Origin of the sequence: Streptomyces sp. NPDC096048, from assembly GCF_044763415.1 — a bacterium.
Taxonomy (GTDB): Bacteria; Actinomycetota; Actinomycetes; order Streptomycetales; family Streptomycetaceae; genus Streptomyces.
Genome location: NZ_JBIWGG010000001.1, coordinates 282,328 through 303,824, shown reverse-complemented (window position 1 = coordinate 303,824; position 21,497 = coordinate 282,328). Strand labels below are relative to the sequence as shown.

19 protein-coding genes are annotated in these 21,497 nt (G+C 72.1%); 5 read left to right on the top strand and 14 right to left on the bottom strand.

The window, feature by feature from the left end; all coding sequences use genetic code 11:
• Positions 1-96 precede the first annotated feature (96 nt).
• Positions 97-2,184, bottom strand: a complete 2,088-nt coding sequence (locus ACIQ6R_RS01580; RefSeq protein ID WP_404218649.1) for a protein kinase — start codon at positions 2,182-2,184, stop codon at positions 97-99.
• A 160-nt stretch (positions 2,185-2,344) separates the two neighbouring features.
• A complete protein-coding gene (locus tag ACIQ6R_RS01575) occupies positions 2,345-4,051 on the bottom strand; it encodes a glycerol-3-phosphate dehydrogenase/oxidase (RefSeq protein WP_404169146.1) in 1,707 nt (568 codons plus the stop codon).
• Positions 4,052-4,357: 306 nt separating this feature from the next.
• On the opposite strand from ACIQ6R_RS01575, the gene ACIQ6R_RS01570 reads away from it, so the two are divergent.
• The gene (locus ACIQ6R_RS01570) at positions 4,358-5,566 is read left to right on the top strand and encodes a nucleotide sugar dehydrogenase (RefSeq protein WP_404169143.1); all 1,209 of its coding nucleotides are present in this window, start codon (positions 4,358-4,360) and stop codon (positions 5,564-5,566) included.
• Between the two features lie 70 nt (positions 5,567-5,636).
• On the opposite strand, the gene ACIQ6R_RS01565 is transcribed toward ACIQ6R_RS01570, so the two are convergent.
• The 4 genes from ACIQ6R_RS01565 to ACIQ6R_RS01550 form a co-directional block, all read right to left on the bottom strand.
• Positions 5,637-6,761, bottom strand: coding sequence for a GuaB3 family IMP dehydrogenase-related protein (locus tag ACIQ6R_RS01565; protein WP_375907158.1), 1,125 nt, complete (start codon positions 6,759-6,761; stop codon positions 5,637-5,639).
• Between the two features lie 116 nt (positions 6,762-6,877).
• On the bottom strand, positions 6,878-8,383 hold the full coding sequence (gene guaB, locus ACIQ6R_RS01560; RefSeq protein ID WP_404169139.1) for an IMP dehydrogenase: 1,506 nt from the start codon (positions 8,381-8,383) through the stop codon (positions 6,878-6,880).
• Positions 8,384-8,522: 139 nt separating this feature from the next.
• Positions 8,523-9,110, bottom strand: coding sequence for a sigma-70 family RNA polymerase sigma factor (locus ACIQ6R_RS01555; RefSeq protein ID WP_019329587.1), 588 nt, complete (start codon positions 9,108-9,110; stop codon positions 8,523-8,525).
• 280 nt (positions 9,111-9,390) lie between these two features.
• Complete coding sequence (locus ACIQ6R_RS01550) at positions 9,391-10,002, bottom strand: response regulator transcription factor (protein WP_003948568.1); 612 nt, start codon at positions 10,000-10,002, stop codon at positions 9,391-9,393.
• Between the two features lie 390 nt (positions 10,003-10,392).
• Between ACIQ6R_RS01550 and ACIQ6R_RS01545 the strand changes: the two genes are divergently transcribed.
• The gene (locus ACIQ6R_RS01545; protein WP_381592870.1) at positions 10,393-10,725 is read left to right on the top strand and encodes a WhiB family transcriptional regulator; all 333 of its coding nucleotides are present in this window, start codon (positions 10,393-10,395) and stop codon (positions 10,723-10,725) included.
• Positions 10,726-10,785: 60 nt separating this feature from the next.
• Here ACIQ6R_RS01545 and ACIQ6R_RS01540 read toward each other — a convergent pair whose 3' ends face one another.
• Entirely contained in the window at positions 10,786-11,706 is a 921-nt protein-coding gene (locus tag ACIQ6R_RS01540) for a LysR family transcriptional regulator (protein WP_404218000.1), read from the bottom strand.
• 91 nt (positions 11,707-11,797) lie between these two features.
• Between ACIQ6R_RS01540 and ACIQ6R_RS01535 the strand changes: the two genes are divergently transcribed.
• Together ACIQ6R_RS01535 and ACIQ6R_RS01530 are read left to right on the top strand one after the other, a co-directional pair.
• Positions 11,798-12,466 (top strand): MOSC domain-containing protein, encoded by a 669-nt coding sequence (locus ACIQ6R_RS01535; protein WP_404217998.1) that lies wholly within the window; start codon positions 11,798-11,800, stop codon positions 12,464-12,466.
• A gap of 41 nt (positions 12,467-12,507) precedes the next feature.
• Complete coding sequence (locus ACIQ6R_RS01530) at positions 12,508-13,281, top strand: SDR family NAD(P)-dependent oxidoreductase (RefSeq protein ID WP_404217996.1); 774 nt, start codon at positions 12,508-12,510, stop codon at positions 13,279-13,281.
• A 153-nt stretch (positions 13,282-13,434) separates the two neighbouring features.
• Here ACIQ6R_RS01530 and groL read toward each other — a convergent pair whose 3' ends face one another.
• From groL to ACIQ6R_RS01510, 4 genes are all read right to left on the bottom strand, one after another.
• Positions 13,435-15,060 carry a chaperonin GroEL gene (gene groL / locus ACIQ6R_RS01525; RefSeq protein WP_404169112.1) on the bottom strand — a complete coding sequence of 542 codons (1,626 nt, stop codon included), beginning with the start codon at positions 15,058-15,060 and terminating at the stop codon, positions 13,435-13,437.
• Between the two features lie 118 nt (positions 15,061-15,178).
• On the bottom strand, positions 15,179-15,487 hold the full coding sequence (gene groES / locus ACIQ6R_RS01520; RefSeq protein WP_003974211.1) for a co-chaperone GroES: 309 nt from the start codon (positions 15,485-15,487) through the stop codon (positions 15,179-15,181).
• Positions 15,488-15,760: 273 nt separating this feature from the next.
• A complete protein-coding gene (locus tag ACIQ6R_RS01515; RefSeq protein ID WP_404217994.1) occupies positions 15,761-16,480 on the bottom strand; it encodes a polysaccharide deacetylase family protein in 720 nt (239 codons plus the stop codon).
• Positions 16,477-17,418, bottom strand: coding sequence for a polysaccharide deacetylase family protein (locus ACIQ6R_RS01510; RefSeq protein WP_404217992.1), 942 nt, complete (start codon positions 17,416-17,418; stop codon positions 16,477-16,479). Before ACIQ6R_RS01510 ends, ACIQ6R_RS01515 begins: the two co-directional genes overlap by 4 nt.
• A 90-nt stretch (positions 17,419-17,508) precedes the next feature.
• Here ACIQ6R_RS01510 and ACIQ6R_RS01505 point away from each other — a divergent pair, with 90 nt between their 5' ends.
• Entirely contained in the window at positions 17,509-18,684 is a 1,176-nt protein-coding gene (locus ACIQ6R_RS01505; RefSeq protein WP_404217990.1) for a methyltransferase domain-containing protein, read from the top strand.
• Here ACIQ6R_RS01505 and ACIQ6R_RS01500 read toward each other — a convergent pair.
• The 3 genes from ACIQ6R_RS01500 to ACIQ6R_RS01490 all read right to left on the bottom strand — a co-directional run bounded on the left by ACIQ6R_RS01500 (position 18,681) and on the right by ACIQ6R_RS01490 (position 21,487).
• Entirely contained in the window at positions 18,681-19,937 is a 1,257-nt protein-coding gene (locus ACIQ6R_RS01500) for an RNA polymerase sigma factor (RefSeq protein ID WP_404217988.1), read from the bottom strand. The genes ACIQ6R_RS01505 and ACIQ6R_RS01500 overlap by 4 nt on opposite strands.
• 44 nt (positions 19,938-19,981) lie before the next feature.
• Positions 19,982-20,338 (bottom strand): YciI family protein, encoded by a 357-nt coding sequence (locus tag ACIQ6R_RS01495; protein ID WP_404169098.1) that lies wholly within the window; start codon positions 20,336-20,338, stop codon positions 19,982-19,984.
• Positions 20,339-20,458: 120 nt separating this feature from the next.
• Complete coding sequence (locus tag ACIQ6R_RS01490; RefSeq protein WP_404217986.1) at positions 20,459-21,487, bottom strand: LCP family protein; 1,029 nt, start codon at positions 21,485-21,487, stop codon at positions 20,459-20,461.
• Positions 21,488-21,497: the final 10 nt, after the last annotated feature.

The window sequence follows — 21,497 nt, the reverse complement described above, 5'->3', positions numbered from 1 at the left end:
TGCGTACGGTCCGCAAGCACTCACGATACGTGCCGGAGGCAACCCGCAAAGAGGGGATGCCAGATATCCGACCGCTCAAACCCGGACGCCGTCGGCTCAGGACTTGGGTTCGAAGGTCTTCGTCAGGGTCCGCCAGGTGTCCCGGCGCAGGTCACTGTCCCAGTCGGCGGCTTTGGCGGTGTACATGAGCGCGTAGCCCTGGTGGTCGTTGACGACGAACCCCCGGTCCACGGTCCGGTACTTGGTGCCGCCGTCCGTGTAGGTGAACTCCCAGTCGGCCGTGTTCCAGCCCCGGTAGCCCACCTTCTCTATGCGGATCTTCTTGTACTGGGAGCGCTTCATGTACCGCTCCTGGTTCTTCCAGTCGGCGACCGGGTCGCCCTTGGGCGTGGACGTCCAGGCGACGAGCAGCCTCTGCCCGTTCGGTCCGGTGAACCGGTCCCCCGCGGAGTCCGTGGACCGGTATTTCCAGCCCTCGGGCAGTCCGATGCCGTAGCCCTGTTTGCCCTGGTGGGTGGCGGCCGCGCCCTCGCCGTCGTCCGACTTCCCGCCGTCGTCCGACTCCCCGGCGTCGTCCGACCCGGTTCCGGCGTCGCCGGACTCGCTCGCTCCGGAGTCCGGGGCGCCGCCCGCGGCCCCGTCCGTCGCGGGGTCCGAGGCGGAGCCGTCGGTACCGGTCCCGCTCTCCTCGTCCTGCTTGGTGTCGCCGGTCGCGCCGGCGGAGGGGGCGGTCTTGTCGCCGCTGCCGCCCTTGGCGCCGTTCTCGTCCCCGCCACCGAGCGTGAGGGCGAGCACGGTGCCGAGCACGGCGAGCGCCACGATCACCGCGATGATCACCAGCGTCTTGCGCGGCACCACGTCGGTGAGCGGCGCCCGGGGCACGGACCGGGGCGGCAGGTCCGGCGGCGGCACGACGGGCCAGCCGGAACTCCGGGTACCCGCGGGCGCGTTCGCCCCGCCGTGCCCCGAGCCCGCTCCGGCACCGGCACCCGCACCCGGTCCCGTCACCGGCGCGGCGGCCCCCGGCCCACGCGACCCGGCGGCGGCAGCGTTCCCGGCGGAACCCGAGGCCGCGGAGGCTCCCGCGTCGCCCGAGGCGGTCCGGTCGGCCCTGCCCGGCTTGGTGCGGGAGGCGGCCGCGGCACCGGCCGCGCCGCCCCCCACGGCGGCCTGGCGCACGGAACGCAGCGCCCCGCGCAGCCGTTCCCCGGCCTCCTCGCCCCGCTTGCCCCCGGCGCCCGCCGAACCGCCCCGGCGGGTCCGCCCGTCCGGCTGCGGCGGCAGGGGCACCACCTTGGTGGCGTCGACCGGTTCGGTCTCGGCCGCCCTGTCCGGGGCGTGGATGACCTTGTTGAGCAGTGCGCGGGCGCCCGCGTCGTCGAGGCGGTGGGCGGGGTCCTTGTTGAGCAGTCCGTAGATGACGTCCCGCAGCGGGCCGGCGTTCTTCGGCTCCTCCAGGTTCTCCGTCATCACCGCGGTCAGCGTCGCGATCGCGGAGCCCTTGTCGTAGGGCGGGGCGCCCTCCACCGCCGCGTACAGCAGTCCGCCGAGCGACCACAGGTCGGCGGCCGGTCCGGGCTTGTGGCCGCGGGCCCGCTCCGGGGAGATGTAGGAGGGGGCGCCGACGAGCATGCCGGTGGAGGTGATCGACGGGTCGCCCTCGACCTGGGCGATGCCGAAGTCGGTGAGCACGACCCGGCCGTCCTCGGCGATCAGTACGTTGGACGGCTTCACGTCGCGGTGCAGGATGCCCTCGCGGTGCGCGGAGCGCAGGACGTCGAGGACGGCGAGGCCGACCTCCGCCGCGCGCTTCGGCTCCAGCAGGCCGTCCTCACGGATGGCCTCGGCGAGCGACTTGCCCTCGACGAGTTCCATCACGATCCACGGCCGGTCGTCCTCCTCGACCACGTCGTAGACCGTCACGGCGCTGTTGTTGCGGATCCGCGCGATGGCCTTGGCCTCGCGCAGCGTGCGCGTGATCAGGCGCCGCTTCTCCTCCTCGTCGATGTTCCCCGGGAACCGCAGCTCCTTGACGGCGACCGTGCGTCCCAGGGTCTCGTCCTCGGCCCGCCACACCGTCCCCATGCCGCCGCGGCCGAGCACGTCTCCCAGCCGGTACCGCCCGGCGAGGAGACGTGCGCTCTTGTCCGTACGGGATGTCCCCGCCCGCTCCGCCTCCGACATGCGTCCCCTCATGCAACCCGCCCTGACAGAGCCTTCATTGTCCCTCACCCGACAAGTGCTCGACGCCCAGGGTGCCCCAGGCGCCAACCGGGCGAGCGGGCAAGGAGCGTGGCGGGGTGACCCTGCGTCACACCCGCCCCGGCAGCCCCGGCCGGCTGCCCTATCGCGGCACGATGTCCGGCGCTCCCAGCCGGGCCGCGTCCGCCGTCAGGTCGTCCGGCTGACGCTGCGACTCCCGCTCGGCCTCGACCCGCTTCTCGTAGTGCTGGACCTCGCGTTCGACCTGGTCCTTGTCCCAGCCGAGCACCGGCGCCATCAGTTCGGCGGCCTCGCGGGCGCTGCGCGTGCCCCGGTCGAAGGTCTCGATGGAGATGCGGGTGCGCCGGGTGAGTACGTCGTCCAGGTGGCGCGCGCCCTCGTGGGAGGCGGCGTAGACGACCTCGGCGCGCAGGTAGTCGTCGGCGGCGTGCAGCGGTTCGCCGAGGGAGGGGTCGGCCGCGATGAGCTCCAGCACCTCCTCGGCCATGGCGCCGTACCGGTTCAGCAGGTGCTCCACGCGTACGACGTGCAGGCCGGTGCGCGCGGCGACCCGCGCCCGCGCGTTCCACAGCGCCCGGTAGCCCTCGGCGCCGAGCAGCGGCGTGTCCTCGGTGACGCAGTCCGCGACCCGCAGGTCGAGCCCGTGCACCGCCTCGTCCACGGCGTCCTTGGCCATCACCCGGTACGTCGTGTACTTGCCGCCCGCCACGACGACGAGACCGGGCACCGGGTGCGCGACGGTGTGCTCGCGCGACAGCTTGCTGGTGGCGTCCGACTCGCCGGCCAGCAGCGGGCGCAGACCGGCGTACACGCCCTCGACGTCGTCGCGGGTGAGCGGCACGGACAGCACGGCGTTGACGTGCTCCAGCAGGTAGTCGATGTCCGCGCTGGACGCGGCCGGGTGCGCCTTGTCCAGGTCCCAGCCGGTGTCCGTGGTGCCGATGATCCAGTGCCGGCCCCAGGGGATGACGAACAGGACGGACTTCTCGGTGCGCAGGATCAGACCGGTGCTGGAGTGGATGCGGTCCTTCGGCACGACCAGGTGGATGCCCTTGGAGGCGCGCACGTGGAACTGGCCGCGCTCGCCCACCATCGACTGGGTGTCGTCCGTCCACACGCCGGTCGCGTTCACGACCTGCTTGGCGTGGATCTCGTACTCCCCGCCCGCCTCGACGTCCTGCACGCGCGCGCCGACCACGCGCTCGCCCTCACGGAGGAAGGAGGTGACTCGCGCGCGGTTGGCGACCGGGGCGCCGTACGCCGCCGCCGTGCGCACCAGCGTCGTCACGAACCGGGCGTCGTCCATCTGGGCGTCGTAGTACTGGAGCGCGCCGACCAGCGCGTCCTTCTTCAAGGCGGGCGCCACCCGCAGGGCGTGACCGCGGCTCAGATGCCGGTGCATCGGCAGGCCCCGGCCGTGGCCGCGGGCCATCGACATGGCGTCGTACAGCGCGACGCCCGACCCGGCGTACAGCCGCTCCCAGCCCTTGTGCCGCAAGGGGTACAGGAACGGCACGGGCTTCACGAGGTGCGGTGCGAGCCGTTCCAGCAACAGCCCGCGCTCCTTCAGCGCCTCCCGGACGAGGGCGAAGTCGAGCATCTCCAGATAGCGCAGGCCGCCGTGGATCAGCTTGCTGGACCTGCTGGAGGTGCCCGACGCCCAGTCCCGGGCCTCGACCAGGCCGGTGGACAGGCCGCGCGTCACGGCGTCGAGCGCGGTGCCCGCACCGACCACCCCGGCGCCCACCACCAGTACGTCAAGCTCGCGCTCGGCCATGGCCGCGAGCGACTCGGCGCGCTGCGCCGGCCCCAGGGTCGCTGTCCTCACTGCTGCCTCCCGCTGTCGGTCGCGTCGGCCGCACCCGTCGGGGGCGAAGCCCGGTTCCTGGTACCCACCATGCCCAGATTCTGACCGGCCCGCCCGACATCGGCCGCCGCACGCCCCCAGCCTGTGGACAACTCTTCCCGTGAATCCGGCGCGTCACCCCGGGCCACGTCGACACCACCGAAACTCGGCCGACCAATCCCGCAAATCGGTCATATTTACTCCTAGTCTGACGTTGTGCTCGCCCATCCTGTCCACCGGGCTTGCGCACCTGTCCCGCTTCGGCTACTGGGAAGGACGGCCAACGCCATGCCCGCAGATCTCGCCGTCATCGGACTCGGCCCCTACGGCCTGCCCCTGGCCCAGGCCGCCGTCGCCGCAGGCATCCCCACCCTCGGCTACCGCACCGGCCCCGAGGCCGACCCGCTCACCCCCGCCGAGGTGCGCCGGATGCTCGCGACGGGCTTCCGCACCCCCGCCGGGCCGGCCGAGCTGGGCCGCGTCCGCACCGCCGTCATCTGCGCCCCGACCCCGCCCGGCGCGGACGGCGGCCTGGACCTCACCCAGGTGGAGGCGGCCGCCCACACCCTCGCCGCCCACATGCGGCCGCACACCACGGTCATCCTGGAGTCACCCGTGCGGCCCGGTACGACGGAGGATTTCCTGCGCCCGATCCTGGAGCAGGGCTCCGGTCTGCGCGCCGGCCGCGACTTCCACCTCGCCTACTCCCCCAGCCGCGTCGACCCCGGCAACCGCGACTTCACCCCGGCCACCACGCCGAAGGTCATCGGCGGCCTCACCCCCGCCTGCACCGAGTCGGCCGCCACCTTCTACGGCCGGCTCACCGACAAGGTGGTCCGCGCGCGCGGCACCCGCGAGGCCGAGACGGTCCAGCTCCTGGAGACCAACTTCCGGCACGTCAACATCGCCCTGGTCAACGAGATGGCCGTGCTCTGCGACGACCTCGGCGTCGACCTCTGGGACGTCCTGCGCTGCGCGGAGAGCAAACCGTTCGGCTTCCAGGCCTTCCGCCCGGGGCCGGGCGTCGGCGGCCACTCCGTCCCCCAGGACCTGACCGGCCAGGCCCCGCACAGTCTGCGCATGGTGGAGCTGGCCCAGCAGGTCAACTCCCAGATGCCGCGCTACGTCGTCCAGCGCGCCGCCGCCCTCCTCAACGAGCACGGCAAGTCCGCGCGCGCCGCCCGCGTCCTCCTCCTCGGCGTCACCTACAAGGCCGACCTCGCCGACCAGCAGGCCACCCCGGCCGAGGAGATCGCGACGCGCCTGATCTCGATGGGCGCCGCCGTCAGCTACCACGATCCGCACATCCCGTCCTGGAACGTCGCCGACCGCCCCGTCCCCCGCGCCGACTCCCTCTACGAGGCCGCCGCCGACGCCGACCTGACGATCCTCCTCCAGCAGCACCGCACGTACGACCTCCAGGGTCTGTCCGTGAAGGCCCAGCTGCTCCTGGACACACGGGGGGCTACGCCCACGGGGGCGGCGCACCGGCTCTGACCCGCGCCGCGCGGACACGCGAGGGGCCCGGAGCGTCTGCTCCGGGCCCCTCGGTGTGGCGTGCGGGTGACTACCGCCGGTGCTGCGAGTCCGCCACCGTCACCTCGACGCGCTGGAACTCCTTCAGCTCGCTGTACCCGGTCGTCGACATCGCCCGGCGCAGCGCGCCGAAGAAGTTCATCGAGCCGTCGGGGTTGCGGGACGGGCCGGTGAGGATCTCCTCGATGGTGCCGACCGTGCCGAGGTCGACCTTCTTGCCGCGGGGCAGCTCCTCGTTGACGGCCTCCATGCCCCAGTGGTTGCCCTTGCCCGGCGCGTCGGTGGCGCGGGCCAGCGGCGAGCCCATCATCACGGAGTCGGCGCCGCAGGCGATCGCCTTGGGCAGGTCGCCGGACCAGCCGACACCACCGTCGGCGATGACGTGCACGTACCGGCCGCCGGACTCGTCCATGTAGTCACGGCGGGCCGCCGCCACGTCCGCGACCGCCGTCGCCATGGGCACCTGGATGCCGAGCACGTTGCGCGTGGTGTGGGCCGCGCCGCCGCCGAAGCCGACGAGGACACCCGCCGCGCCGGTGCGCATCAGGTGCAGGGCGGCGGTGTAGGTGGCGCAGCCGCCGACGATCACCGGGACGTCCAGTTCGTAGATGAACTGCTTCAGGTTCAGCGGCTCGTGCGAACCGGAGACGTGCTCCGCCGAGACCGTGGTGCCGCGGATGACGAAGATGTCGACGCCCGCGTCCACGACCGCCTTGGAGAACTGGGCGGTGCGCTGCGGGGAGAGCGCGGCGGCCGTGACCACGCCCGAGTCGCGCACCTCCTTGATGCGCTGCCCGATCAGCTCCTCCTTGATGGGAGCCGCGTAGATCTCCTGGAGGCGGCGGGTCGCGTTGTCCGTGTCCAGCCCGGCGATCTCGTCGAGCAGCGGCTGCGGGTCCTCGTGCCGCGTCCAGAGCCCTTCCAGGTTCAGCACGCCGAGGCCGCCCAGCTCGCCGATGCGGATGGCGGTGGCCGGGGAGACGACCGAGTCCATGGGAGCGGCCAGGAACGGCAGCTCGAAGCGGTAGGCGTCGATCTGCCAGGCGATCGAGACCTCCTTCGGGTCCCGCGTACGGCGGCTGGGGACGACGGCGATGTCGTCGAAGGCGTACGCCCGGCGGCCGCGCTTGCCGCGCCCGATCTCGATCTCAGTCACGTCTGTGGCCTTTCCCTGATGCGTTGCAGCGCCTTCCAGTATCCCCGACGGGCACGGCGGGGCACCGCAGAGGGCGGCCCCGGATGGTCCGGGGCCGCCCTCGGAGAGGCTGCTGCCTACTTGCTGCGGCTGTAGTTCGGTGCCTCGACCGTCATCTGGATGTCGTGCGGGTGGCTCTCCTTGAGACCCGCCGAGGTGATCCGCACGAAGCGGCCCTTCGACTCCATCTCCCCGATCGTCGCGGCCCCCACGTACCCCATGGTCTGGCGCAGGCCGCCGACGAGCTGGTGCAGCACGTTGGCCAGCGGGCCGCGGTAGGGCACCTGGCCCTCGATGCCCTCGGGCACGAGCTTGTCGTCGGACGCCACCTCGGCCTGGAAGTAGCGGTCCTTCGAGAAGGACCTGCCCTGGCCGCGGGACTGCATGGCGCCCAGCGAGCCCATGCCGCGGTACGACTTGAACTGCTTGCCGTTGATGAACTGCAGCTCGCCCGGCGACTCCTCGCAGCCCGCGAGCAGGCTGCCCAGCATCACCGTGTCGGCACCGGCGGCCAGGGCCTTGCCGATGTCGCCGGAGTACTGGAGTCCGCCGTCGCCGATGAGGGGGACGCCGGCGGCGCGAGCGGCCAGGGACGCCTCGTAGATCGCGGTGACCTGCGGGACGCCGATGCCGGCGACGACGCGGGTCGTGCAGATGGAGCCGGGGCCGACGCCGACCTTGATGCCGTCGACGCCCGCGTCGATCAGGGCCTGGGCGCCGTCACGGGTGGCGACGTTGCCGCCGATCACATCCACGCCGACGCTGGACTTGATCTTCGCCATCCAGCTCAGGGCGTTGCTGTTGTGGCCGTGCGAGGTGTCGACGACCAGGAAGTCCACGCCCGCGGCGGCCAGGGCCTGGGCGCGCTCCAGCGCCTCGGGGCTGGCGCCGACGGCGGCGCCGACCAGCAGCCGGCCCTCGGAGTCCTTGGCGGCGTGGGGGTACTGCTCGGCCTTGACGAAGTCCTTGACCGTGATCAGGCCCTTGAGGACGCCGTTGTCGTCGACCAGCGGCAGCTTCTCGATCTTGTGGCGGCGCAGCAGCTCCATGGCGTCCACGCCGGAGATGCCGACCTTGCCGGTGACCAGCGGCATCGGCGTCATGACCTCGCGCACCTGGCGCGAGCGGTCCGACTCGAAGGCCATGTCACGGTTGGTGACGATGCCGAGCAGCTTGCCGGCCGGGTCGGTGACCGGGACGCCGCTGATGCGGAACTTGGCGCACAGGGCGTCGGCCTCGGTCAGCGTGGCCTCGGGGTGCACCGTGATCGGGTCGGTGACCATGCCGGACTCGGACCTCTTGACGAGGTCCACCTGATTGACCTGGTCCTCGACGGAGAGGTTGCGGTGCAGCACACCGACACCGCCCTGGCGGGCCATGGCGATGGCCATGCGGGACTCGGTCACCTTGTCCATCGCCGCCGAGAGCAGCGGGATGTTCACCCGGACGTTGCGCGAGATGCGGGACGAGGTGTCGACCACGTTGGGGAGCACCTCGGATGCACCCGGCAGCAGCAGCACGTCGTCGTAGGTCAGCCCGAGCGTCGCGAATTTCTCGGGCACTCCGTCGACGTTGGCAGTCATGACACCTTCCCCAAATGGCCTTGATCGGTGCGGATGTCCATGCTAACGGGAAGTGGACGTGGCTCATTCCACGATCAAGGACGCCCGTGACCTTCGTAGTTTCGTACGGACACCCGTCACCGTCCGTTCACGCCCCGCGCTACTGCTCCGCCAGGGCCCGCAGCCGGCTCAGCGCACGGTGCTGGGCGACCCGCACGGCACCGGGTGACATTCCCAACATCTGCCCGGTCTCCTCCGCCGTGAGGCCCACCGCGATCCGCAGCAGGAGCAGCTCGCGCTGGTTCTCGGGCAGGTTGGCCAGCAGTTTCTTGGCCCAGGCGGCGTCGCTGTTGAGCAGCGCGCGCTCCTCCGGGCCCAGGGAGTCGTCCGGTCGCTCGGGCATCTCGTCGGACGGCACGGCCGTCGAGCCGGGGTGCCGCATCGCCGCGCGCTGGAGGTCGGCGACCTTGTGGGCGGCGATGGCGAAGACGAACGCCTCGAAGGGGCGCCCGGTGTCCTTGTAGCGGGGCAGCGCGAGCAGCACCGCGACGCAGACCTCCTGGGCGAGGTCCTCGACGAAGTGCCGGGCGTCGCCGGGCAGGCGGGACAGACGCGTGCGGCAGTAGCGCAGCGCCAAGGGGTGGACATGGGCGAGCAGGTCGTGCGTGGCCTGCTCGTCCCCGTCGACGGCGCGGTGGACGAGCCCACCGACCGTCCCTTGATCAGGGGCCGCCTCGTCGTCACGCATCGGTCCATGGTGCCTTGCGGCCGTCCGATCCGTGGCTCCGCGCCCGTTGTTGTGCACCGAAGCGTTATGAGTAGGTGCGCCGGAACTCATCCCCTGCGCCCTCCCCTCCCGCTCGACCGACTCGTCCCCGAGGAACTCCACACCTCAAGGATGCGTCATCCGCGCCGAAACGAGCAGCGGGCACCCGGCGGGTCGTCTTGTCACCCCCGCCCACCTCGCGATAAGCGGGGATCGCCGCCTCCCCGACGGGCCCTCTCGGACTCCACCGCACGGGGTGCTCCTAGCGGACCAGGCCCCACCGGAAACCGAGCGCCACCGCGTGTGCCCGGTCCGAGGCGCCGAGCTTCTTGAAGAGCCGCCGGGCGTGCGTCTTGACGGTGTCCTCGGAGAGGAACAGCTCGCGGCCGATCTCCGCGTTGGAGCGGCCGTGGCTCATGCCCTCCAGGACCTGGATCTCACGCGCGGTGAGCGTGGGCGCGGCACCCATCTCGGCCGAGCGCAGCCGGCGCGGGGCGAGCCGCCAGGTCGGGTCGGCGAGGGCCTGCGTGACCGTGGCGCGCAGTTCGGCGCGCGAGGCGTCCTTGTGCAGGTAGCCGCGGGCCCCGGCGGCGACCGCGAGGGCCACGCCGTCCAGGTCCTCGGCGACGGTGAGCATGATGATGCGCGCGCCGGGGTCGGCGGAGAGCAGCCGCCGGACGGTCTCGACGCCGCCGAGGCCGGGCATGCGCACGTCCATCAGAATCAGGTCCGAGCGGTCGGCACCCCAGCGGCGGAGGACTTCCTCGCCGTTGGCCGCCGTCGTCACACGCTCGACGCCGGGCACGGTCGCGACCGCGCGGCGGAGCGCCTCTCGGGCAAGCGGGGAGTCGTCGCAGACGAGGACGGAAGTCATGGCCGTCCTCCGCAGCTGATGCGCGTCACGTTGAGCCTCCAGGCTGGTACGAAATCGTCACCTGTGCGGTCGACCGTCCCGGACGCCCGCCCGAGCACTTGTTCCTTCAACCGCCTCCGCACTCTCAACGACGGTCACTCGAAAGAGTTACGGGGCTGTGTGTCGTCTTCGGCACTCTACGTGAGGGGACCGCCACGCAGCAGACATGCGCGACGGACCCGCCCCGTTTCATCACAACCGGTGCCCCATTTAGCCGCTTTTCTTCCGCTTCGCTGGTGTCTGCGGCTAGATTCGCAATGAGTCATATTTTCATCTCCTTAGATCGTAGTTGTACGGTCGTGGACGCTGAGTCACCGGCATCTACCCATATCGGCTACAAGGGGTCACGCAATGGCAGATTTCTCCCGCCTTCCCGGTCCGAACGCGGATCTGTGGGACTGGCAGCTCCTGGCCGCGTGCCGCGGGGTGGACAGCTCGCTCTTCTTCCATCCGGAGGGCGAACGCGGTGCGGCGCGGAGTGCTCGCGAGAACTCGGCCAAGGAGGTCTGCATGAGGTGCCCGGTCCGCGCCGAGTGCGCGGCGCACGCGCTGGCGGTGCGCGAGCCGTACGGCGTGTGGGGCGGGCTGACCGAGGACGAGCGCGAGGAGCTCATGGGACGCGCCCGCAACCGCCTGGTGGCGGCGACGGCATCGGCCGGCGGGGAGGCGGCCGCACCTCACTGAAACCGCACCCCACTGAAGGAACGTTTCTCTGTACCACGGGCGCGCAGGTGCGCCCGTACCTCAGCGCGTCGCCGACTGGCGCGCCCCCGCCCGGGCCAGCTCGTCCAGCGTCGCCTTCACCGCCGGGACCTGCGCCAGGTCGGGCAGGGTGAGCGCGACGATCTCCCGCCGCACCGCCGGCTCGAGCGCCACCGTGCGCACGCCCCGTGGCCGTACGGACTCGACGGCGAGCTGGGGCAGGACGGCCACACCCAGGCCGGCCCCCACCAGACCGGCGACCGCCGGATAGTCGTCGGTGGCGAAGTCGATGCGGGGCGTGAAGCCGGCCCCTTCGCAGACCTCGACCAACTGCCCGCGGCACCGTGGGCAGCCCGCGATCCACGGGTCCCGGGCCAGCTCCCCGATGGCCACCGACCCGCCGGGTTCCGTGCGCGCGAGCCGGTGCCGTTCGGGTACCAGTGCCACGAGGCGGTCGGTCAGCAGCGGCCGTACGACGAGGTCGTCCCACTCCTCCGCGCCGGCCGCGCCCTCATAGCGGAAGGCGAGCGCCACGTCGCAGTCGCCCTCGCGCAGCAGCTCGACGGAGGCGGGCGGCTCGGCCTCCTCCAGGAAGACCCGGGTACCGGGGTGCGCGGCGCGCAGCGCGGCCAGGGCCGTCGGTACGAGGGTGGAGCTGCCGCTGGGGAAGGAGACCAGGCGGACGCGTCCGGCGCGCAGTCCGGCGATGGCGGCGACCTCTTCCTCGGCCGCGGTCAGTCCGGCGATGATCCCGGCGGCGTGCCGCACCAGCGCCTCACCGGCCTGGGTCAGCCGCATCTCGCGTCCGGTGCGCACGAGCAGGGGCGTGCCGACGGAGGCCTCCAGGGCCTTCATCTGCTGACTGACGGCGGGCTGGGTACAGCCCAGCTCGCGCCCCGCGGCGGAGAAGGAACCGGTCGATGCCACGGCGCGCAGCACGCGGAGATGACGAGCCTCGATCACCCTCCCGAGGATAGGCGACGATAAGCGCCCCTTTGACCGGCCGCCGAATAACGCGTCGACGCTTTGACGAGGCCTGTCCTACCGTTCCGCCATGAAGCTTCTGTCTGTCAACCTGGGCCGCGCGACGGCCGCGCCGTACACGGACCACCCCCAGGGCGTCACCGGCATCGACAAGCGACCGGCCGACGGGACTGTACGCGTGGCCGCGCCCGGACCGAAGGGCGTCGGGGCGAGCGGACTGGCCGGCGACACGGTCTGCGACATGCGGCACCACGGCGGCGACGACCAGGCCGTGTACGCGATGGCGCGCGAGGACATGGACGACTGGGAGCGCGAGCTGGGCCGCCCGCTGCCGAACGGCTCCTTCGGCGAGAACCTCACGACGACGGGCCTGGACGTCTCCGGCGCCCTGATCGGCGAGCGCTGGCGGATCGGTCCCGATCTGGTGCTGGAGGTCACCAGCGGCCGTATCCCGTGCCGCACCTTCCAGGGCCATCTGGGTGAGAAGCGGTGGGTGCGGCGCTTCACGGAGAAGGGCGCGCCGGGCGCGTACCTGCGGGTGATCGAGCCCGGTGGGGCACGGGCGGGCGACGCCGTCGAGATCGTGCACCGGCCCGCCCACGAGGTGACGGTGGCGTTGCAGTTCCGGGCGGTGACGAGGGAGCGGGAGCTGCTGCCCCGGCTGCTCGCGGCGGGCGAGGCGCTGCACCCCGAGTCGCTGGCGGCCGCACGGAAATACGCGGAGACGTACGGCGCCTGAGCCGGACGGACCTGCTCGGTCCGGGCCCATAACCTTGCGCCATGACAACGGCATTGATTACGGGATCGACGGCGGGCATCGGCGCCGCGTTCGCGCGGCGGCTGGCGGCCGACGGACACAACCTGGTGCTGGTGGCCCGCGACACCAAGCGGCTGCGCGAGCAGGCGACCGAACTGCACGACCGGCACGGAATCGAGGCGGAGGTCCTGACGGCCGACCTGTCCGCGGACGCCGGCATCGAGGCGGTGGCCGCCCGGCTCGGTGAGCGCCGGAGCCCCGTCGACCTGCTGATCAACAACGCCGGCTTCGGCAACAAGGGCCGCTTCCTCGACGTCTCCATGGCCGACGAGCTGACGATGCTCAAGGTGCACTGCGAGGCGGTGCTCCGGCTGACCTCGGCGGCGACGGAGTCGATGCGGGACCGGGGCCGCGGCGGCGTGGTCAACGTGGCCTCGGTAGCGGCCTTCGTCCCGCGCGGCACCTACGGCGCCTCCAAGGCGTGGGTCGTGCAGTTCACCCAGGGCGTGGCGAAGGACCTGGCCGGCAGCGGCGTACGCCTGATGGCCCTGTGCCCCGGCTTCGTGCGCACGGAGTTCCACGAGCGCGCCGGCATGGGCACGGACAACATCCCGGGCTGGATGTGGCTGGACGCGGACAAGGTCGCCGCAGCGGCCCTGACCGACCTCTCCCGCGGCAAGACCCTCTCCATCCCCGACCCCCGCTACAAGACCCTGATGGGCGCGGCGAAGCTGGTACCGAGGGGGATGCTGGGCGGACTCACCTCCCGGACGGGGCGGAAGTACGGGCCGCGGTGAGAGCGCGCCCCGAAGGGGCGCGGGGAACTGCGCGACCAGCCCCACGGCGCCGCGCCCGGCACCGGACCGACGGGCAGACGCGCACCCGGCAACGAGAAACGGTGCCCAGCCCCCGCAGGGGACCGGGCACCGTTCAGCTCAGCTCAGCAACGCCTAGTGGGCGTGCCCGTGGCCGTGGCCCGCGGCGGCCGGCTCTTCCTCTTCCTTCTTCTCGACGACCAGGGTCTCGGTCGTCAGGAGGAGGGAGGCGATGGAGGCGGCGTTCTCCAGGGCGGAGCGGGTGACCTTCACCGGGTCGATGACGCCGGCCTTGACCAGGTCGCCGTACTCGCCGGTGGCGGCGTTGAAGCCCTGGCCCTTGTCGAGCTCGGCGACCTTGGAGGTGATGACGTAGCCCTCCAGGCCGGCGTTCTCGGCGATCCAGCGCAGCGGCTCGACGGCGGCGCGGCGGACGACCGCGACACCGGTGGCCTCGTCGCCGGTCTTGCCGAGGTTGCCCTCGAGGACCTTGACGGCGTGGACCAGCGCGGAGCCACCACCGGAGACGATGCCCTCCTCGACCGCGGCGCGGGTCGCGGAGATGGCGTCCTCCAGACGGTGCTTGCGCTCCTTCAGCTCCACCTCGGTGGCGGCGCCGACCTTGATCACGCACACGCCGCCGGCCAGCTTCGCGAGGCGCTCCTGGAGCTTCTCGCGGTCCCAGTCGGAGTCCGTGTTCTCGATCTCGGCCTTGATCTGGGCGATGCGGCCCTGGACCTCGTCGCGCTTGCCGGCACCGTCGACGATCGTGGTGTCGTCCTTGGTGACGGTGATGCGGCGGGCGGTGCCGAGCACCTCGAGGCCGACCTGGTCGAGCTTGAGGCCGACCTCCTCGGAGATGACCGTGGCGCCGGTGAGGACCGCCATGTCCTGCAGCATCGCCTTGCGGCGGTCGCCGAAGCCGGGGGCCTTGACGGCCACCGCGTTGAAGGTGCCGCGGATCTTGTTGACGACGAGGGTGGAGAGCGCCTCGCCCTCCAGGTCCTCGGCGATGATCAGCAGCGGCTTCGAGGCGCCCGCCTGGATGACCTTCTCCAGCAGCGGCAGCAGGTCCGCGATGGAGGAGATCTTGCCCTGGTTGATGAGGATGTACGGGTCCTCGAGGACGGCCTCCATGCGCTCCTGGTCCGTCACGAAGTACGGCGACAGGTAGCCCTTGTCGAAGGCCATGCCCTCGGTGAAGTCCAGCTCCAGACCGAAGGTGTTGGACTCCTCGACGGTGATGACACCGTCCTTGCCGACCTTGTCCATCGCCTCGGCGATCAGCTCGCCGACCTGCTGGTCCTGGGCGGACAGCGCGGCCACGGCGGCGATGTCGGACTTCTCGTCGATCGGGCGGGCGGTGGCGAGGAGGTCCTCGGACACGGCGGCGACGGCCGCGTCGATGCCCTTCTTCAGCAGCGCCGGGGAGGCACCGGCGGCCACGTTGCGCAGGCCCTCGCGGACCAGCGCCTGGGCCAGCACGGTGGCGGTGGTCGTACCGTCACCCGCGATGTCGTTGGTCTTGGTCGCCACCTCCTTCACCAGCTGGGCGCCGAGGTTCTCGTACGGGTCCTCGATCTCGACCTCGCGGGCGATCGTGACACCGTCGTTGGTGATGGTCGGGGCGCCGAACTTCTTGTCGATGACGACGTTGCGGCCCTTGGGGCCGATCGTCACCTTCACGGTGTCGGCGAGCTTGTTGACGCCGCGCTCGAGGGCGCGACGGGCGTCCTCGTCGAACTTCAGGATCTTCGCCATGGGAGCGTGAGCCCTCTTCCGGAAATTTTGGGGTTATACGGCACTGCGCCCCCGACGCCCGGCTTTTTATGGACGCGGGAGCCAGGGGCGCAGCTGGAAAGCAAGGTGCTTCGGTGAACTACTTCTCGACGATCGCGAGCACGTCGCGGGCCGAGAGGACGAGGTACTCCTCGCCGTTGTACTTCACCTCGGTGCCGCCGTACTTGCTGTAGAGCACGACGTCGCCGACGCTGACGTCGAGCGGAAGACGGTTGCCGTCCTCGAAGCGGCCCGGGCCCACGGCCAGGACGACGCCCTCCTGGGGCTTCTCCTTGGCGGTGTCCGGAATGACCAGGCCCGAAGCCGTGGTCTGCTCGGCGTCGAGCGGCTGGACCACAATGCGGTCCTCGAGCGGCTTGATGGCAACCTTGGAGCTGGTGGTCGTCACGATCCGACCTCCCCCTTCGGAGATCTCACGGGGTTAACTGTCTGAGGTGGCGACCAGGTGGATCCGTCGTCGCGGGTGCCGGACCTGCCCGTCGCGTAGTTGGCACTCTCCAGTGGGGAGTGCCAGGTCCGAGACTATGACCGCGATTAGCACTCGGTCAAGCGGAGTGCCAATGCCGACGGCGCGTCGGGGATATTTCGGCGAAAGCGGGGGCCCGGGGCAGGCCGCCCCGGGCGCCAGGAAGTCAGAGGTAGTCCCCCGGGCGCCCCACTCTCAGAGGTAGTCCCCCAGGCGCCCCACCCTCAGCCCCTGCTCCTCGATCTCCGCCAGCAAACGTTCCGTGCGGGCGCTCAGGCCCGGGCCCGTCGGGTGGTCCGGGGCGACGGACACGACGTCGCCGGGGTGGAGACGGTGCTCGCCGCGGGTGTAGGTCAGGTCGCCGTCGGCGTTCAGGGCCGCCCGCCACAGGACGACCGCCGCGATACCGCAGTCGGCTGCGGCGCGCAGGGTCGTGGTGTCGTACGTGCCGTAGGGCGGGCGGAAGAGGTGGGGGCGGACGCCGAAGCGGGACCTGAGCTTGGTCTGCTGGCCGCAGATCTCGGCGCGCTGGCCCGCGTAGGGCAGACCGCGCAGGGAGCGGTGGTCGAGAGTGTGGTTCTGCAGGCTCGCGCCGACCGAGCGGAGCCGGGCGAAGTGGCCGTAGGCGGGTCCGGCGACGGTGTCGGTGAGGAACAGGGTGACGGGGAGCCGCCGCTCGCGGACCAGGCCGGCGAAGCCCGGGTCCCGCTCGGCGCTGTCGTCGAAGGTGAGGAAGACGACCCGGTCCGTGGTGCGGACGTGGTCCACGACGGGCGGCAGGTTCTGCCCGCGGTCGCTGCCCTGGGCGGGCTCTCCGGCCGCCGGCTGCTGCGCGGGGCCGGCGAACTGGGCGCAGCCGGTGAGCAGTACGGCTGCCAGGGCGGCCCCGGCCGGCCGGAACCGCCCGCGCCTCACAGGTAGTCCTCCAGCCGGGCCACGGCGTATCCCTCGGCGGTGACCTTGTCGAGGAACTCGCGGACCATGTCGCGCATGGTGCCGCCCCAGTCGTCCTCGCCCCGGAAGTGGGTGAGGACGATGTCGCCGGGGTGGATCTCCCGGTCCCACTCGCGGTAGTCCCAGTGGTCGGCGAAGACCTCCTCGTTCCAGATCGGGGCGTACTCGATGCCGCAGGCCTTGGCCGCCCGCAGGGTGTCGCGGTTGTAGTTGCCGTAGGGCGGACGGAACAGGATCGGGCGCTTTCCGTAGCGCTTCTCGATCACGTCCTGCATGCCGCAGATCTCGCGCTTCTGCTCGGCGTAGGACAGGCCGGGCAGGTAGGGGTGGTGGAGGGTGTGGTTGTTGAGGGTGACGCCCCGGTCCTGCATCTTCTTGAAGTAGCCGTAGTCCTCCTTCGCCAGGTAGTCGCTGAGGAAGGCGGTGTACGGGATCTTCAGCTCGCTCATCATCCGCAGGAACGCCGGGTCCTTCTCGGCGCCGTCGTCGATGGTGAGGAAGACGATCTTCTCCTTGGTCGGGATCGAGGTGAAGACCGGCGGGAGGTTCTTCTGGCCCCTCACCTCGAAGCCCTTGCGTGCCTTGATCTCCGGCTTCTTCGCGGGGGGCGGCGGGGCCGTCAGCGGGACCTTCCTCAGGTTCCAGCGCTCGGCGGCGGCGACCCGGGCGGCCTGGGCCGCGCGCAGCTTGGACGCGTAGGCGTCCAGGGCCCGGGCCGGGGGCGCCTGGAGGGGCTGCCGGCCGGCGGCGCCCCGCACCTCGGAGGCGTCCTGCGCACAGCCGGAGGCGAGGGCGGCGACGGCGAGCGCGGCGACACCGCCGCGTGTCCGGAGCCCTGAGGAGGACGCCCGGAACACCCGGGACACCCGACTTTTGTCATTTTGTACGACTGCTCGCATGGTGCCGGATCCTCGCAGTCCCCGGCCGCCGAACCCGGCCCGACACCGCGCCGGAGGCAGACCATCCACCGACTGGCCCACAATGTTCCGGTGAACGACCTCGACGCCCTCCTCGCCCTGCTCACCCCCGAGGGCCGCGCCCTCCTCGACGAGGTGCGCGACACCGACCCCGCGCGGGAGTTGGCGGTCGCGACCCGGCTGCGGCGCACGCATCCCGCCGAGCTGGTGTCGGCCGCGCTCGGGCAGGCGCGGCTGCGGCAGCGGGCGGTGGCGAAGTTCGGGGCCGAGGACGCGGGGCGGATGTTCTTCACGTCCAACGGGGTCGAGCAGTCGACGCGGGCCAGCGTGGCCGCGTACCGGGCGGAGCGTCTCAAGGGCCTCGGCGTGACCTCGGTCGCCGACCTGTGCTGCGGGATCGGGGGCGACGCGGTGGCACTGGCCCGCGCGGGCATCCGGGTGCTGGCCGTGGACCGGGACCCGGCGACGGCCGCCGCCGCCCGTGCCAACGCCGGGGCGCTGGGGCTGGGTGAGCTGATCGAGGTGCGCGAGGCGGATGTCACGGAGGTCGACACCGGGGGGTACGACGCCGTGTTCGTCGATCCCGCGCGGCGGGGCGGACGCGGCCGGATCTTCGATCCGGAGGCGTACTCACCGCCGCTGTCCTGGGCCGTCGAGGCGGCCCGTACGGCCCCCCGCGCCGCCGCGCTGAAGGTGGCGCCCGGCATCCCGCACGAGGCGGTGCCGGACGACGCCGAGGCGGAGTGGATCTCCGACGGCGGCGACGTGAAGGAGGCGGTGCTGTGGTTCGGCGGCGCGCCGGGCGCGGTGCGGGCCACCCTGCTGCCGGGGCCCCGCACCCTGCTCGGCACCGGCCTGCCCGACCCGGAGGTCCGCACGCCCGGCCGGTACCTGTACGAGCCGGACGGCGCCGTCATCCGCGCCCATCTGGTCGCCGAGGTCGCCGAACGGGTCGGCGGGGGGCTGCTCGACGCGACCATCGCGTACGTCACCGCGGACGAGCTGGCGCCGACGCCGTACGCCACGGCGTACGAGATCACCGACCGGATGCCCTTCAACGTCAAGAAGCTGAAGGCGCTGCTGCGGGAGCGCGAGGTCGGCACGCTGACGGTGAAGAAGCGGGGCTCGGCGGTCGAGCCGGAGGAGCTGCGCAGGAAGGTCAAGCCGCAGGGGCCGAACGCGGCGACGGTGTTCATGACCCGGGTCGCCGGGGCGCCGACGATGCTGATCGGGCACCCCGTCCGCTAAGCGGTGTCCGTCTCCCGCGCCCGGCGCTTCAGCAGCTCGCGTTCGCGTTCGTTGCGGGCCAGGGACGCCGCGCGTTCGAACTCCGCCCGCGCCTCCGCCGCGCGGCCCAGGCGGAGCAGGAGGTCGCCGCGGACGCTGGGGAGCAGGTGGTAGTCGCGCAGGGCGGGTTCGGCGGCGAGGGCGTCGACGAGGGTGAGTGCCGGGGCGGGGCCCTCGGCCATCGACACGGCGACCGCGCGGTTGAGTTCGACGACCGGGGACGGGGCGCGGGCCGCGAGCAGGCCGTAGAGCGTGGCGATGCGCGGCCAGTCGGTCTCCTCGTACGTGTACGCCGTCGCGTGGCAGGCGGCGATCGCGGCCTGGAGAACGTACGGGCCCGGCGCGCCGGAGCTGGTGGTGCGGGCGCGGTCGAGGGCGGTGATGCCGCGGGTGATGAGCATGCGGTTCCAGCGGCGGCGGTTCTGGTCCTTGAGGAGCACCGGCGCGCCGTCGGGGCCGGTACGGGCGGCGGTGCGGGACGCCTGGAGCTCCAGCAGGGCGGTCAGGCCGTGGACCTCCGGTTCCTTCGGCATCAGGGCGCAGAGCACACGGGCCAGGCGCAGGGCGTCCTCGCACAGGGCCGGGCGGAGCCAGTCGTCGCCCGCGGTGGCCGCGTACCCCTCGTTGAAGATCAGGTAGATGACCTCCAGGACCGAGCCGAGGCGGGCGGCGCGGTCCGGGCCGTAGGGCACCTCGAAGGCGACGTTCTTCGTGGCCAGGGTGCGTTTGGCGCGCACGATGCGCTGTGCGACCGTCGGTTCCGGGACGAGGAAGGCGCGGGCGATCTCCGGGGTGGTGAGGCCACCCAACAGGCGCAGGGTGAGGGCGATACGGGCCTCGGCGGACAGCACCGGGTGACAGGCGGTGAAGACCAGCCGCAACAGGTCGTCGTCGATGTCCTCCGGGTCGGCGGGCTCCTCGGGCGGCGGGGCCGCCGCGGGCAGGTCGCGGCCGACCTCCGCCAGCTTGCGGGCGTAGTTCTCACGACGCCGGATCAGGTCGACGGCGCGGTGCCGGGCGGTGGCCATGAGCCAGGCGCCCGGATTGTCGGGCACGCCGTCCCGGGGCCACTGTTCCAGGGCCGCGACCAGGGCGTCCTGCGTGAGTTCCTCGGCGATGCCGACGTCCCGGACCAGGCGGGCGACGCCGGCGATGACCCGGGGCGACTCCAGGCGGAAGACGGTCTCCAGGGCTTCGGTGGGCTGTGGTTCCACAGCCCACCATGCAACACCCTCGGGCCCGCGGGGCGAAACTCCGGTCAGCCCTCCATGAGTTCCCGCACCTCGCAGGTGACCGTCCAGTACTCCTCGTGCGCCTTCAGGAACCGCTTGGTCCACTCGATCGCCTCGGCCTTGTCCTTGGCCTGGAGGAGCGAGTAGCCGCCGACGACCTCCTTGGACTCGGTGAAGGGCCCGTCGGTGACGGACAGCTGCCCGCCCTCGTAGTGGACGCGGGTGCCCTGGGCCGTCGGGGCGAGCCCGGCGGTGTCGAGCAGGACGCCGGCCTTCGTCATCTCCTCCATCAGCTGCTCCATGCGCTGGACCAGCTCGGGGCTGGGACCGCCGGAGAGGGCGTCGTTCTCCTCGATCCGGATCAGCGAGAGGTAGCGGGGCATGGTGACTCCTCGGGGTGGTCGGGGCCGGGTCCTTCCCGGCCTCTCACCCCGTGCGTCGAACGGGCGGGGGGCGGATCGACACGCCTCCCGGGATTTCCCGGTACTTTTTTCGGCGCCGCCTCAGCGCAGCGATTCCCACAGGTCACCGGCGTCCGGCTCCTCGGCCACCACCCGGTTGGTGTCCCAGGGCGCCGGTACGACGGGCATCGTCACCGTGCGTACGTCGTCCGCCGACAGGCCCCCGAGGCTGCGGCCGAGGCTCATCAGCTCGCCCAGCGAGTCCAGGCCGGTGTCGGTGGTGAGGCTGCCGGTGACCGCGTCGGCGACCTGGTAGAGGCGCGGGGGGTCGGTGAGCAGTGCGGTGGCGGAGATCTGCTCCAGCAGGGCCTTCACCAGCTTCTGCTGGAGCTCTATGCGGGCGAGGTCGCTGCCACCCTGGAGTCCGTACCGGGTGCGGGCCAGACCGAGGGCCTCGGTGCCGTCGAGGTGGTGGGTGCCGGCGTCCAGGTGCAGGTGGCTCTTGTCGTCGTCGATGTCGACGTCGGTGGTGACGGTCACGCCGCCGAGCGCGTCGACCAGCTTGGCGAAGCCGGAGAAGTCGATCTCGATGTAGTGGTCCATGCGGACGCCGGTCATCGACTCGACGGTCTTGACCGCGCAGACCGGACCGCCCAGGGCGTAGGCGGTGTTGAACATCGCGCCGCTCGCTTCCCGGGACTCACCGCCGGACGGCAGCGGGCAGGACGGGCGGGTGACGAGCGTGTCACGCGGGATGCTCACGACGGTGGCGGCGGTCCGGCCCGCGTCGAGGTGGACGACCATCGCGGTGTCCGAACGGGCGCCCTCGCTGTCGCCGCCGCCTAGCTCCTGGTTCTCCTCGCCGCTGCGCGAGTCCGAGCCGAGGACCAGGACGTTCAGGGATCCGGTGGGCACGGGCGACGCCGACGGCCCGGCGGAGGGGGCCGTGACCGGCTTCGCGGGGCGGTCGTCGCCGAGCGCGCCGTTGATGTCGACGCTCTTGATGTTGCCGTTCAGGTGCCAGTAGGCCCAGCCCGCCGCGGCGACCCCGAGCAACAGGGCGCCGACCAGGGCGAAGCCTGCCGCCCTCAGCCCCTTCGCGCGCCCGACCCGCCCACCCCGCGCAGCCATGCGTCCGCCC

Excerpts from the sequence above, each read along its gene's own strand:
- ACIQ6R_RS01495 (WP_404169098.1), bottom strand. The coding sequence starts at position 20,338 with ATGCCCCGCTACCTCTCGCTGATCCGGATCGAGGAGAACGACGCCCTC.
- ACIQ6R_RS01555 (WP_019329587.1), bottom strand. The coding sequence starts at position 9,110 with ATGCGTGACGACGAGGCGGCCCCTGATCAAGGGACGGTCGGTGGGCTC.
- ACIQ6R_RS01530 (WP_404217996.1), top strand. The coding sequence starts at position 12,508 with ATGACAACGGCATTGATTACGGGATCGACGGCGGGCATCGGCGCCGCG.
- ACIQ6R_RS01580 (WP_404218649.1), bottom strand. The coding sequence starts at position 2,184 with ATGTCGGAGGCGGAGCGGGCGGGGACATCCCGTACGGACAAGAGCGCA.
- ACIQ6R_RS01490 (WP_404217986.1), bottom strand. The coding sequence starts at position 21,487 with ATGGCTGCGCGGGGTGGGCGGGTCGGGCGCGCGAAGGGGCTGAGGGCG.
- ACIQ6R_RS01545 (WP_381592870.1), top strand. The coding sequence starts at position 10,393 with ATGGCAGATTTCTCCCGCCTTCCCGGTCCGAACGCGGATCTGTGGGAC.
- ACIQ6R_RS01510 (WP_404217992.1), bottom strand. The coding sequence starts at position 17,418 with ATGCGAGCAGTCGTACAAAATGACAAAAGTCGGGTGTCCCGGGTGTTC.
- groL (WP_404169112.1), bottom strand. The coding sequence starts at position 15,060 with ATGGCGAAGATCCTGAAGTTCGACGAGGACGCCCGTCGCGCCCTCGAG.
- ACIQ6R_RS01570 (WP_404169143.1), top strand. The coding sequence starts at position 4,358 with ATGCCCGCAGATCTCGCCGTCATCGGACTCGGCCCCTACGGCCTGCCC.
- ACIQ6R_RS01550 (WP_003948568.1), bottom strand. The coding sequence starts at position 10,002 with ATGACTTCCGTCCTCGTCTGCGACGACTCCCCGCTTGCCCGAGAGGCG.
- guaB (WP_404169139.1), bottom strand. The coding sequence starts at position 8,383 with ATGACTGCCAACGTCGACGGAGTGCCCGAGAAATTCGCGACGCTCGGG.
- ACIQ6R_RS01535 (WP_404217998.1), top strand. The coding sequence starts at position 11,798 with ATGAAGCTTCTGTCTGTCAACCTGGGCCGCGCGACGGCCGCGCCGTAC.